The following is a 12,931-nucleotide window of genomic DNA, read 5'->3' on the forward strand; positions in this document are numbered from 1 at the left end:
CATCCATTAAGCTGATGAATGATTAATCAGCTATCTCTTCAACAAAGCGCTGCTCTTATTGCAGCGCTTTGTTTTTCCAATAATTAATACTTTTTCTATCAATGTTTAAAGACTGATCTACTCTGCTTTTCCGAACATCGCACTCTAATTGATTGAACAGGCACGAAAAGCGCTAGAGTCTGGCGTTTTTTTTAGCTATGATCTAGCTTCAACTAAATGATTAAATGATGATATGGAGTGTGACGTGAAACCAGTTCGCCTGGCAATACTCGGTTTAGGAACCGTAGGTGGAGGAGCCCTTAAACTACTACAAGAAAATGCCGCTGAAATTAAACGTCGCACCGGTCGAGAAATTCAAATTACCCACGTTGGAACACGCCGCCCTCGTCCAGATCTTGAATTAGAAGGGATTAAACAAAGCGCAGACTTACTTGATATCGTTCGTCAACCCGATGTAGATGTGGTTGTAGAAGTGATGGGTGGTATTCACCCTGCTTACGAAGTCATCATGGAAGCGATCAAACACGGTAAGCAAGTTGTTACTGCAAACAAAGCGTTACTCGCTGAACATGGCAATGAACTATTTAAAGCAGCTGAAGACAATGCTGTGCAAATTGCTTATGAAGCAGCAGTAGCTGGCGGTATTCCAATTATTAAAGTGATTCGTGAAGGCCTTGCTGCAAACCATATCGAGTGGCTTGCAGGCATTATTAATGGTACAGGTAACTTTATTCTCACTGAAATGCGTGAGAAAGGCCGTGCATTTGATGATGTATTAAAAGAAGCTCAAGAACTCGGTTATGCAGAAGCAGACCCAACTTTTGACGTTGAGGGTATTGATGCTGCACACAAGCTTACAATTTTAGCGTCTTGTGCTTTTGGTATCCCTCTTCAATTCGATAAGGTTTATACCGAAGGTATCAGCAAAATTACTGCACAAGATGTGAAGTATGCTGAAGAGCTTGGTTTCCGCATTAAACATTTAGGTATTGCCCGTCGTGCTGAACATGGCATTGAATTACGTGTTCATCCAACACTTATTCCAGATGAACAGCTTATTGCGAACGTAAACGGCGTTAAAAATGCTGTTTTAGTTCAGGCAAATGCAGTTGGTCCAACGCTGTACTATGGTGCTGGTGCTGGTGCAGGCCCAACAGCTTCGGCTGTGGTTGCCGATGTGATTGATATTGTTCGTGACATCTCTTATACAGAAGATGGCGCAGGTACAATTCCTCAACTTGCTTTTGAAGCATTAACAAATATGCCAATTTTAAGCCGTGAAGAAATGACCACAGGTTATTACATCCGCTTAAATGCTGAAGATCAGACTGGTGTACTTGCAGATGTAACGACCATCTTAAGCCGTGCCGGAATCAGTATTGATGCCATCATGCAACAATCACGCTTAAAAGACCTCATTCCAATCGTAATTTTGACCGATCCAATCGTTGAATCAAAAATGGATGACGCTCTTGCGCAAATTCAAGCATTACCTGCAATTCGTGGCGAAATCGTAAGAATTCGTTTAGAATCGCTCGATAGTTAATCAGGTTGAGGGAAAGATTCCCTCTCCCGCTTCACCTCATAATTGGAACACCATCATGTCTAATGCCAATCGTTATACTGGTCTTGTAGATCGTTATCGTGACCGTTTGCCAGTTTCGGCAACTACTCGTGCTATCTCTTTGGGTGAAGGCAACACCCCTCTCATTAAACTTGAGAATATTCCACGTATTATTGGCAAAGATGTTGAAATTTATGTGAAATATGAGGGTTTAAACCCGACTGGTTCATTTAAAGACCGTGGTATGACCATGGCAGTAACCAAAGCGGTTGAAGAAGGCTCTAAAGCGATTATCTGTGCATCTACGGGTAACACATCTGCTGCTGCAGCTGCATACGCTGCTCGCGCTGGTATCAAAGCATTTGTTTTGATTCCAGAAGGCAAAATTGCGATGGGTAAAATGGCTCAAGCCATGATGTATGGTGCGATCACTATGCAAATCCGTGGTAACTTCGATGATGGTATGCGTCTAGTAAAAGAAGTGGCTGATCAAGCTCCTGTAACGATTGTAAACTCAATCAACCCTTACCGTTTGCAAGGTCAAAAAACCATTGCTTATGAAATCGTTGAAGCTTTGGGCCGCGCACCTGACTATCACTGCTTGCCAGTAGGTAACGCAGGTAACATCACCGCTCACTGGATGGGTTATACAGAAGCTGTAGCAAACCAACCTGCTGATCAGTTCGAACAAGTTGTTTATGATGCTGCGACTGATCAATTCACTGGTCCTAAACCAGAAGGCTTACCAACAATGGTAGGTTACCAAGCTTCTGGCGCAGCTCCATTCTTACGTGGTGCTCCAGTTGAAAGCCCTGAAACAGTTGCAACTGCAATCCGCATTGGTAACCCGCAAAGCTGGAACCATGCAAAAGCTGTAGTACGTGACTCTAAAGGCTGGTTTGATGAACTTCAAGACAGCGAGATTTTAGAAGCTCAACGCTTACTTTCTATGTATGAAGGTGTATTTGTTGAGCCAGCATCTGCTGCTTCTATCGGCGGTGCAATCCGTGACATTAAAGCAGGTAAAATTGCTGAAGGTTCTGTCATTGTATGTACAGTAACTGGTAATGGCTTGAAAGATCCTGATACTGCAATTAAACAATGTGCTGATGCAGTAATGTTGTCAATTGATGCAACAATGGACCAAGTTAAAGATTCGATTTTATCTAATATGTAAGATCTGAGTTTTTATAAAAAACGGCTGTTTCATACAGCCGTTTTTTTATACTTTTTTAAATGCCATAAAAAAACGCTTCTTAGTAGAAGCGTTTTTAAATATTGAACTTAAATACGTTTTGGCAAATTACTCAACCAACCTAATAAGTTAGTTGCATCGTTATTACGCGCCTGTGTACTTGGCTCACCAAGCAATACAATCACTGCCGGACGCGAATTTACAGTCGTGTGCATCACAACACAGCGGCCTGCTTCATTAATATAACCAGTCTTAGATAAGTTAATATTCCAACCACCATTACGGACTAAGGCATTGGTGTTGTTTGACTTGAGTACACGGTAACCTAAATTAAAATCATAGGTTGGTGTTGTCGAGAATTGACGGATCAAACCATACTGAGATGCTGTACTCGCCAAAATCCCCAAGTCACGCGCAGAAGAGACATTGCGTGGGTCTAAACCAGTTGATTCATAATAATGAGTTGCACTCATACCCAAAGAACGTGCTTTCGCATTCATCGCTGCTACGAATGCAGGACGACCACCCGGATAAGTACGCGCTAAAGCTGCTGCTGCTGGGTTTTCAGACTTCATTAAAGCAAACAGAAGAACTTCTGCACGGTTCATCTTGTCGCCAACACGTAAGGTTGAGCTTGAGTTTTTACCATTTGCACCAGCAAAATCGATTTGCTCAAGTGTAATTTCTTCTGACATGTTTAAACGTGCATCTGCCGTTACAACTGCTGTCATTAATTTGGTAATAGACGCAATCGGTACCGATGCATTGGTATTTTTACTATAAAGGACCTCACCTGTTTGTGCATCCATCACAAGTGCAGCACGTGCGCTGACACTCGGCTGGGCGTTATAACCCCCAGTATCACGGATTGGAGCAACTCTAGGTGTAGAGCTAATAACTTTTGGCGCATTACCGCCACGCAAAGTTGTAGTTACGGAAGTTGAACCTTGCGGCGTCGGCTCATCATCTTCATCATTTAAAAGTTGACTAGCATCCGCTGCTGACCAATTTAAACTTGCAGTACCAGTACTCCCTGAGGACGGGTTATTGACGAGTTCTGCAAAGCTTGTTGAACTCAAACTAAGCAAAATAGACATGCTTAGCACATGCATTAAAGACTTTTTAGAATTTTTCACGGCACAATACTCGACTCAGGGTGACACACATTTGCGCTTACTATCATTATGCCTTACATTTGGGATATAAGGTATAAAGGTTTACCGACACAATTGTGCACAACTATTCGCTCACTATAGAAGAATAGGATTGCTAATTTTGTCATTCCATTGCAAGCTTATTTTGCTTTATGTAACAAAAAACTTGTTTTTTGAAAGAAAGGAGGTCTTCTTGATTACAGTTTTAGTTGTCGATGACCATGAACTGGTACGTACGGGTATTTGCCGTATGTTAGAAGATCATGCAGATGTTGAGGTAATTGGACAAGCCGAATCTGGGGAAGAAGCAATTGCTATCGTTCGCCAGCAACATCCGCAAGTCGTACTACTTGATGTCAACATGCCGGGCATCGGTGGTGTAGAAACAACTCGTCGTTTATTACAAACAGCTCCAGAGACCAAAGTCATTGCTGTAAGTGGCCTTGCTGAAGAACCCTACCCATCTTTATTGTTAAAAGCTGGAGCAAAAGGCTATATCACCAAGGGTGCGCCAATTGCCGAGATGGTACGAGCAATTAATAAAGTCATGCAGGGCGGTAAATATTTTAGTGCCGATATTGCCGAGCAGCTAGCAAGCTCTTATTTATCCGATACTCAACAATCCCCTTTTGATTCTTTATCGGAGCGGGAAATGCAAGTTGCAATGATGGTCGTCAACTGTATTAGCGCACAAGAAATTGCCGATAAACTTTTTGTGAGTGTGAAAACTGTAAATACTTACCGTTATCGTATTTTTGAAAAGTTAGGAATTGATAGTGATGTAAAACTCACACATCTTGCGATTCGTTACGGTCTGATCAAACCCTAATCAGACTTACATGCACTCTCCTTTAAATTCATCCCTGTCCCATACGATTTTTCGTTTGGGCACTTGGTATGGTTTATACCGTCTTATTATTGCGGTTAGCCTGACTATTATTTTGGTTTCAACCAATGCGCAAACCGACAATAGCTTGCAGCACCCTGCTTTATATTCTTACGCACTATTCGGCTATTCGCTCTTAAGCCTTGTCCAGTTGTTATGCTTTAAATTGGTTGCGACTCAGGCAACACGCCAGCTTGCTTTATTTTTTATTGTCGATGTTATTTGTTTGAGTTTGCTGACTTTTTCTGTTGGTGACCCAAATTTACAGCTTAGTCTACTTTATGTAATTGCAATTTTTACCTCAGCAATTTTGCTCAGCGCAAGAATGTCTTTAATCATTACCTTACTTGCGATCATTGCTGTTATTTACCAGCGCTTCGTGGGTAGTTTGTTCGACTACAGCAATCTAAACACGATCGGTAATAGTGCACTACTAGCCTTCTTATTTTTTGTAGTACACGGAATCGGACAAATTGCGGTCCAGCGCTTTAAATTACTTGAAGCACTCACCTTTCACCAATCAATAGAACTCTATCAACTACAAAATATTAACCGTTATATCTTAGAACAAATCGAAGAAGGCTATTTAGTTTTAGATGAAAACTACGACATCGTTGTCAGTAATCCGGCCGCTTGCTCACTGCTTGGCATTCCTCCCCAGTTTGCCAATGAAAAATATCCTTTGGCTAAATGGCATGCTGATTTATTTGAAATATTGAAGTTTGGTGACTTACAAGAAGGTGATCGATTTATTTTTGAGTCTCGGCTATCAGCCTATTCTATTAATATTAAAGTGCAGCATCTTTTAGTTCCGCAACAAGCGCTAACACTGCTTATTTTACAAGATGCCCAGCAAATTAATCAGCAAGCACAGCAGCTCAAACTTGCCGCTTTAGGGCAACTCTCAGCAAGTATTGCACATGAAATTCGCAATCCCCTTGCTGCAATTGTTCAAGCAAATGAGCTACTTAAAGACAGCGACCCAGAACAACAAAATACTTTACGCCAGATGATTGGCAAACAGACCAAACGCATTGATAGTATTGTTCAAGACACCTTAGGACTTGCTCGTAGTGAAAGAACACACCCCATTCAGATTGACTTAAACTACTTTATAAATACATTACTCGATGAAGATTTATCTGACGTTAAGCATTCTATTCAGCTCAAAATTTCTGATCGTTCTTTAAAATTTTTATTTGATGAAAAACAATTAAGACAAGTCATGATCAATCTGGTGCGAAATGCTCTACGGCATAATGCACCCGACTCATCGAATGTCATGATCGATATTCATTCACAAACAAATAAAATTTATATTGATGTGATCGATTACGGTGAAGGTGTTTCAAAACGTGATATATCTCAATTATTTAAACCATTTTTTAGTACCGAAATCAATGGAACTGGTTTAGGATTATACTTGTCTCATAGTTTTTGTGAGGCAAACCATGCAAAGCTCACCTATGTAGAGCAAAAACAAGGGGCATGCTTCAGAATAGAATGCCCAATAATATATTGATTTTTTTATTAGGTTTTTGGGGAAATGGCAGAACAGCAACCACTCGTTTTGCTTGTAGACGATGAAGAAGATTTGTGCCTTTTAATGCAAATGACACTTGCACGAATGGGGATTAAAACACATCTTGCTTATCGGGTTGAACAGGCCAAACAACTCTTCACACAGTTTCATTACGATGCATGTTTAACCGATTTAAACCTACCCGATGGAAGTGGGTTAGATTTAGTCAAACATGTCTCTCAAAATTACACCAACACACCCATTGCGGTTTTAACTGCCTACGGCAATATGGATATTGCAATTGCAGCATTAAAAGCAGGTGCTTTTGATTTTGTAAGCAAACCCATCAACCAAGTACATCTAGATCAGTTATTACAGAAAGCCTTGAATCGGCAAAAAACAGAGCTTGATTTTGCCGAGAGTGCTTTAGAAAACAAATTATTAATCGGTCGTTCTCTACCTATTCAACAATTACGCATCGCAATTAAAAAAATTGCTCGCTCTCAAGCACCGGTATTTGTTACGGGTGAGTCTGGAACAGGTAAAGAAGTAGTTGCTAACCTAGTTCATCGGCTGAGTAACCGTAGTGAAGGTCCTTTTATTGCGATTAACTGCGGTGCTATTCCAACCGAACTCATGGAAAGTGAGCTGTTTGGGCATAAAAAAGGTAGCTTTACTGGAGCCACGCAAGACAAACAAGGCCTAATTTTATCGGCTCATGGCGGTAGTTTATTTTTAGATGAAATTGCCGAATTACCATTAAGTATGCAGGTTAAACTACTCCGTGCGGTACAAGAGAAAAAGATCCGTCCTGTCGGTTCCGATCAGGAAATTGATGTTGATTTTCGGGTAATTAGTGCGAGTCATCAAGACTTAGATTTATTGGTTAGACAAGGCAAATTCCGTCAGGATTTATTCTTCCGTATCCACGTTATGGACCTGATGTTACCGCCTCTACGTGAACGTGGTGAAGATGTCTTGCTACTTGCAAATCACTTTATTCAGAAAATTTGTATGGAGTGGGAAACCCCACCTAAACAATTAACCGAAGCAGCCGAAACTTACTTGTTACAACAGCACTTTCCGGGCAATGTTCGTGAATTAAGAAATATGATTGAGCGAGCAATTACCTTAAGTGACGATGCCAACATTGATATACCACATTTGCACCCTGCACCTTTAAGAGCAAATATCCCTCATCCAATAACATCAGCATCTCAAAGCTTACCGAGTCCGGCGACTGCTGCTCCACAGACTGTAAAGAAATTGCCTACTGAGGGCTTGGAGCGTTATTTAGAAAGTATTGAAAAAGATATCTTGCTCAATGCGCTCAATATGACCCATTGGAATCGAACCTTAGCAGCTAAAAAACTAGGAATGACCTTCCGTTCTTTACGCTATCGTTTGAAGAAATTTGGATTAGATACTGAAACTGAATAGGAAGTATAAAGCTTACTTCCTTTTTAGAAGTAGATCGGCAACACGATCTAAATACACTTCTTCTTTCATTTCTGGAGGTAAAGGATAAGTCTGGTTAGGCTGAATACCTTGCCCTTCAATCATATTGCCGTTTGGTGTGTAGTAATGTGAGACCGTCATTTGTAAGGCTGCCCCACTTGGTAAAGGGAAAAGCTTTTGTACAACGCCCTTTCCATAACTTTTCTCACCAATGACCCAAGCACGTTGATGCTCTTTCATTGCAGCAGTAAAAACTTCTGCAGCTGATGCAGATCGGTGATTAATTAAAATACCAACTTTTATATTTTGAAAATCATTCCCCGGTAAAGCCTGAAATTGCTGGTTACCTTCCGAACGACTTTTTGTAGAAACAATAATGCCATGATTTAAAAATAAATCAGCTGACTCAACAGCAGCAGATAACAGCCCACCTGGGTTATTTCGTAAATCAATTAATACGGCTTTTAAACGCGAAGAACTATTTTCTTCAATTAAACGTTTGATCTCATTGGCGGTATCTTGCTGGAATACTCTAATTTTTAAGACCAATACCTGATTATGTAACATGACAGGTTCGATATCAGTTTCAATCTTTTTATTACGAACCAAACTGATTGGGGTATTTGACTCTTCTGTCTGTACTTGAAGTGTTGACCCTATCGATCCATAAAGCAAACCAAATACTTGATCTTGCGTCAGATTCTTAAGTTCTTGGTTGTCGATCTTTAAAATAGTTTGGCCATTTCTTAAGCCTAATTTATATGAGTCTGAACCCGTCTTCAGGTCACGAATCATCCATTTATGAATATGTGCTTCTGGACTTAATGCGAAATCAACCGAAGCAAGATCACCTTCGGTATATTGAATGAGTTGACGGTATTCTTCAGCTGACAAATAGCGGGAGTAACGGTCTAGACCACTAACAAGGCCTTTAATTGCTTGTAAAAATAAAGCGTCATCCGACTTTTCATCGACATAGTTATCGCGAACAATTCCGTAAATTTGTACAAACTGTTGAATCGATTCAATAGGGACCTCTGCATAACTTTCTTCAGATTCTTGTGAATCAGCATGCTGAGGCGATAATTTTTCTTTTACAACAGGAGCAGCAAGAGCAAGGTGGCTGCAACACAACAATACACTACCAAAAAAAGCTTTATATATATTGTGTTGCAGCATTTAGTCACCTATCGCTTATGCAGATAATGTAATCAGATTACGACCTTGCATTTCCGCAGGTACAGGAATCTGCATTAGATTAAGGATGGTCGGTGCAACATCTGCAAGTACACCACCTTCTGCAATAGTCGCTTGTGTTGGACCAACATAAATAAACGGTACAAGCTCTGTTGTATGTTGAGTATGAACCTGACCACTTTCGTAGTCCTGCATTTGCTCAACGTTACCATGGTCAGCAGTAATAAGCATGTGGCCTTTTTTCGCCATCACAGCTTCGTATACACGACCTAAACATGTATCAACTGCTTCAACGGCTTTAACCGCAGCATCAAATACGCCTGTATGACCTACCATATCACCATTGGCAAAGTTCACAACAAGTAAATCGTACTCACCTGAGTTAATTGCCTTAACGAGTTCATCAGTTACTTCATAAGCACTCATTTCAGGCTTCAAGTCATATGTTGCAACGTTTGGTGATGGAATTAGAATACGCTTCTCACCTGGGTATTCATCTTCACGACCACCACTAAAGAAGAATGTCACATGAGCATATTTTTCTGTTTCAGCAATACGTAATTGTGTTTTGCCAAGAGAAGATAAATATTCACCAAGTGAGTTTTTCAACTCTTCAGGCATATATGCCACAGGTGCATCAATACTTGCCTGATAACGTGTCAGCATGACAAATTTAGAAAGGTTCGGTACAACTTTACGCTCAAAACCGGCGAAGTCTTTTTCAACAAATGCACGAGTAATTTCACGAGCACGGTCAGCACGGAAGTTCATGAAAACAACGCTATCGCCGTCTTGAACTTTGGCCACATCACCAATACGAGTTGCTTTTACAAACTCATCATTTTCATTAGCTGCATATGCAAGCTCTAAACCTTCAACTGCAGTATTTGCAGTACGAACAGCTTCACCTTCAGTCAATAAACGGTAAGCCTGTTCAACGCGATCCCAACGATTATCGCGGTCCATTGCAAAGTAGCGACCAATCATGGTTGCTATACGACCTTTGCCTTCATATTGAGCAAATAAAGCATCTAATTTTTCTAATGAAGGTTGAGCACTACGTGGAGGAGTATCACGACCATCAAGGAATGCATGAAGGTAAACTTTTGCACCACGTTTTAATGCAAGCTCACACATTGCCACAATATGGTCTTCGTGTGAATGAACACCACCTTCAGAAAGTAGGCCCATAATATGAACTGCACCACCTGCCGCTTTTGCTTTTTCAACAGCGTCAATCAACACTTCATGTTTGAAAAAGTCGCCAGTACGAATGTCTTTAGTAATACGGGTAAAATCTTGGTACAACACACGGCCAGCGCCAAGGTTCATATGGCCAACTTCGGAGTTACCCATTTGTCCATCAGGTAGACCTACATCTTCGCCAGAACCAGAAATCAGACTATTTGGATGCTTTGCTTTCATTGCAGTTAAATTCGGGGTTTTTGCTGCAAGAAAAGCATTATCTTCAATCGCTTCACGGTGTCCAACACCATCCATAATGACCAGAACGTGAGGGATCTTGCCAGCAGTTGCATCCGTCATAATCAATTTCTCTTTTGTCTACAATTTCATCGCAATATCTTACCGAATTTTCGGTGAAGACTCTATTTTTTCCTATGGCTTTCACCAATGCAGATCATTGAGAAAGCCATTCATATTCTTTCGAATTAGCGGGCACGGTAAAGTAAGTAACTTCCGGCACCAAACATTAAAATAATAGGTACAAGTACAAACCAAGCTGGGGAAGGTGCATATACCAAACTTGCGTAACCCAAGAAATCTTGCAAGTAATAGAAGCCTAAACCAATAAAGAGTGCGATCACCAAACGGAAACCCATTGACTGTTGACGTAGTGGACCAAAAATAAAAGAACACGCCACTAATACAAGAGTAATCAATGAAAATGGAGAGGCAACTTTTTGCCAGAAAGCCAATTGGTAAGTTTTAGGAACTTGGCTATATTCCTCCATATAGCGCATAAAACTAATGAGCTGACTTGGAGATAAGTCTTCAGGGTCTAAAGTCACCATGTGTACATATTTAGGTTGTAAAGCCAACCCTAAAGACTGCTGATCATGGTTATTTTGTATTGAATTACCATCTGTAAGAATGTCGGTCTGGCTGGCTTTTTGCAAAGACCATTGACCATCTTTGATAAACTTTCCTTGCTCTGCATTAATTACTGACTGCAAGTGATATTCTTTATCAAAGTCGACAACCTGAATATCTCTTAAATTTCCTTGCGAGTTTGCATAATCAATATAAATAAAGCGCTGCCCTTCTCGTGACCAATAGCCTTTCACTTCGCCTAAAGCTGCTACTGAACGATGGCTTTTGATACTTTGTGCTTTCTCATTGGTATAGGGAACAACCCACTCGCTTAGCGCAAAAGATAAAACAATGAGTAGCAAAGCTGAACGCATCACCCAGCCTACAATACGCCATAAACTAATCCCGACTGAGCGCATCACGATGAGTTCACTGTTGGATGCTAAAGCGCCCAATCCAATCACAGCACCAATTAAGGCCGAGATAGGCAAAATTTCGTATAGATAACGAGGAGCGCCCCATAATACATAGATAAAAGCTTGCCATGCATTATAGTCAGGCTTTAACTCACCCAACTCACCCAAATAGGTAAACAAGACTTGCAAAACAGATAAGACAATGGTGGTACCAAACATTGCAAGCGCAGTGGTTTTCGTCACATATTTGGCGACTATTCGACGTGCTAACATTATAATTTCACTCGCTTGATCTGTTTCTTGATTTTCGGCCCTAATTTCTGTTTACGTGAAAATAAGGCAGCTGCAATTGCATAAACCAATAAAGCCGCTGGATAAGCCCAAATATCCAATTCACCTTTACTAATACGAGTCTTAATCGCAATCATAAGCACAATCAGGCTCGCGAAAATAAAAATAGATGGAATAAGACGATAATAACGACCTTGTCGAGGACTCACCTCAGACAATGCAACCGACATCATTAGGGCAACAATAATGGTAAACGGACCAAATAAACGCCATCCCAATTCACTTCTAATGACTGGATCATTAGTTTTAGCCAATAGCTTAGAAGTTGGAAGTGCTTCTACTTCGCTACTTTCAAACTTGACGTCTTTATCATTTTCTAAACGCAGACGATAAGACTGGAACTCTGCTTGCGTATATTTAGGTTGTCCCGGATATATTTCATAACGGCGACCTTGAACCAGATCGACAACATTGGCTGTATCATTAGCCATCTCAACACGTGTTGCCTCTTTTGCCAAAATCATGACATCTGGTTTACCTTCTTTGGTCGCGCGTTGATAAAAGAAAATATCCTTGAGGTTTTTACGGTCTTCCGACAATGAGCCTGCATAAATCGTATAGGGCCCTGAAGAAATAAACTCTCTTGGTCGAACCAAGTCAAAGCCTGTCCGTACAGCTTGGGTCGTCGTTAGTTTTTCAAATTCACGTAGTCCCCACGGCGTCATCCATAGCATAAGTACAGACTGACAAACCATATAAACCAATGTCATTGGAATGAGTAACCGCGCTAACTGATGACGGCTTACCCCACTACCATTCAAGACAGCCATTTCATGGTCAACATATAATCGACCAAACACCAACATTAAACCAATAAAAAATCCCAGTGGTAAAATGAGTGTTAAAAATTCAGGTAAACGGTATCCAATGATACTAAATAAAATACTTGCATCTAAACGCCCCTGTGCCGCCACACCAAAGTATTTGATCAGACGACCACCCATCATGATTAGGGTCAATAATGCAATGACCACCAATGAGGTAGAGACAACTTGCTTGACGAGATAACGCCGAATAATCAAATTAATACTTCCAAAAGGCTAAACGGGACGAACGCTAGTTTACCCGAATGTTAAAAATATAAAACCGCACATTGCAACGCTATGCTTGAAAGTGTTTCAATGTTTTAATCCAAC

The 12,931-nt window shown here is 40.7% G+C and carries 10 protein-coding genes; 5 read left to right on the top strand and 5 right to left on the bottom strand.

Features of this window, described 5'->3' with window-relative positions; all coding sequences use genetic code 11:
• The first annotated feature begins 244 nt into the window (after positions 1-244).
• Both RMA95_RS09075 and thrC read left to right on the top strand, forming a co-directional pair.
• On the top strand, positions 245-1,546 hold the full coding sequence (locus RMA95_RS09075; RefSeq protein ID WP_263612743.1) for a homoserine dehydrogenase: 1,302 nt from the start codon (positions 245-247) through the stop codon (positions 1,544-1,546).
• Between the two features lie 55 nt (positions 1,547-1,601).
• Positions 1,602-2,741, top strand: coding sequence for a threonine synthase (gene thrC, locus RMA95_RS09080; protein WP_019457006.1), 1,140 nt, complete (start codon positions 1,602-1,604; stop codon positions 2,739-2,741).
• 107 nt (positions 2,742-2,848) lie between these two features.
• On the opposite strand, the gene pbpG is transcribed toward thrC, so the two are convergent.
• Positions 2,849-3,895 (bottom strand): D-alanyl-D-alanine endopeptidase PBP7/8, encoded by a 1,047-nt coding sequence (gene pbpG / locus RMA95_RS09085; RefSeq protein ID WP_311070215.1) that lies wholly within the window; start codon positions 3,893-3,895, stop codon positions 2,849-2,851.
• 211 nt (positions 3,896-4,106) lie between these two features.
• Between pbpG and RMA95_RS09090 the strand changes: the two genes are divergently transcribed.
• From RMA95_RS09090 to RMA95_RS09100, 3 genes are read left to right on the top strand one after another with little or no spacing between them, the layout of a single operon-like run.
• Complete coding sequence (locus RMA95_RS09090) at positions 4,107-4,742, top strand: response regulator (RefSeq protein ID WP_000633799.1); 636 nt, start codon at positions 4,107-4,109, stop codon at positions 4,740-4,742.
• A 10-nt stretch (positions 4,743-4,752) separates the two neighbouring features.
• On the top strand, positions 4,753-6,321 hold the full coding sequence (locus tag RMA95_RS09095) for a PAS domain-containing sensor histidine kinase (protein ID WP_311070217.1): 1,569 nt from the start codon (positions 4,753-4,755) through the stop codon (positions 6,319-6,321).
• A gap of 24 nt (positions 6,322-6,345) precedes the next feature.
• The gene (locus RMA95_RS09100; RefSeq protein WP_311070218.1) at positions 6,346-7,761 is read left to right on the top strand and encodes a sigma-54 dependent transcriptional regulator; all 1,416 of its coding nucleotides are present in this window, start codon (positions 6,346-6,348) and stop codon (positions 7,759-7,761) included.
• Between the two features lie 12 nt (positions 7,762-7,773).
• Here the strand turns inward: RMA95_RS09100 and RMA95_RS09105 are convergent, their stop codons facing one another.
• From RMA95_RS09105 to lptF, 4 genes are all read right to left on the bottom strand, one after another.
• On the bottom strand, positions 7,774-8,958 hold the full coding sequence (locus RMA95_RS09105; RefSeq protein WP_311070219.1) for a S41 family peptidase: 1,185 nt from the start codon (positions 8,956-8,958) through the stop codon (positions 7,774-7,776).
• 15 nt (positions 8,959-8,973) lie between these two features.
• Entirely contained in the window at positions 8,974-10,521 is a 1,548-nt protein-coding gene (gene gpmI / locus RMA95_RS09110) for a 2,3-bisphosphoglycerate-independent phosphoglycerate mutase (RefSeq protein WP_002048914.1), read from the bottom strand.
• 125 nt (positions 10,522-10,646) lie between these two features.
• Positions 10,647-11,717 carry an LPS export ABC transporter permease LptG gene (gene lptG / locus RMA95_RS09115; RefSeq protein ID WP_039249061.1) on the bottom strand — a complete coding sequence of 357 codons (1,071 nt, stop codon included), beginning with the start codon at positions 11,715-11,717 and terminating at the stop codon, positions 10,647-10,649.
• Entirely contained in the window at positions 11,717-12,817 is a 1,101-nt protein-coding gene (lptF, locus tag RMA95_RS09120) for an LPS export ABC transporter permease LptF (protein WP_205200467.1), read from the bottom strand. Before lptF ends, lptG begins: the two co-directional genes overlap by 1 nt.
• Between the last annotated feature and the right edge of the window lie 114 nt (positions 12,818-12,931).

The sequence above is a fragment of the Acinetobacter sp. V110_1 genome (assembly GCF_031798975.1).
Taxonomy (GTDB): domain Bacteria; phylum Pseudomonadota; class Gammaproteobacteria; order Pseudomonadales; family Moraxellaceae; genus Acinetobacter; species Acinetobacter nosocomialis_A.

Bases quoted from the DNA above. Each gene is read 5' to 3' on its own strand.
- thrC (WP_019457006.1), top strand. From the start codon at position 1,602: ATGTCTAATGCCAATCGTTATACTGGTCTTGTAGATCGTTATCGTGAC.
- RMA95_RS09095 (WP_311070217.1), top strand. From the start codon at position 4,753: ATGCACTCTCCTTTAAATTCATCCCTGTCCCATACGATTTTTCGTTTG.
- RMA95_RS09100 (WP_311070218.1), top strand. From the start codon at position 6,346: ATGGCAGAACAGCAACCACTCGTTTTGCTTGTAGACGATGAAGAAGAT.
- RMA95_RS09105 (WP_311070219.1), bottom strand. From the start codon at position 8,958: ATGCTGCAACACAATATATATAAAGCTTTTTTTGGTAGTGTATTGTTG.
- gpmI (WP_002048914.1), bottom strand. From the start codon at position 10,521: ATGACGGATGCAACTGCTGGCAAGATCCCTCACGTTCTGGTCATTATG.
- lptG (WP_039249061.1), bottom strand. From the start codon at position 11,717: ATGTTAGCACGTCGAATAGTCGCCAAATATGTGACGAAAACCACTGCG.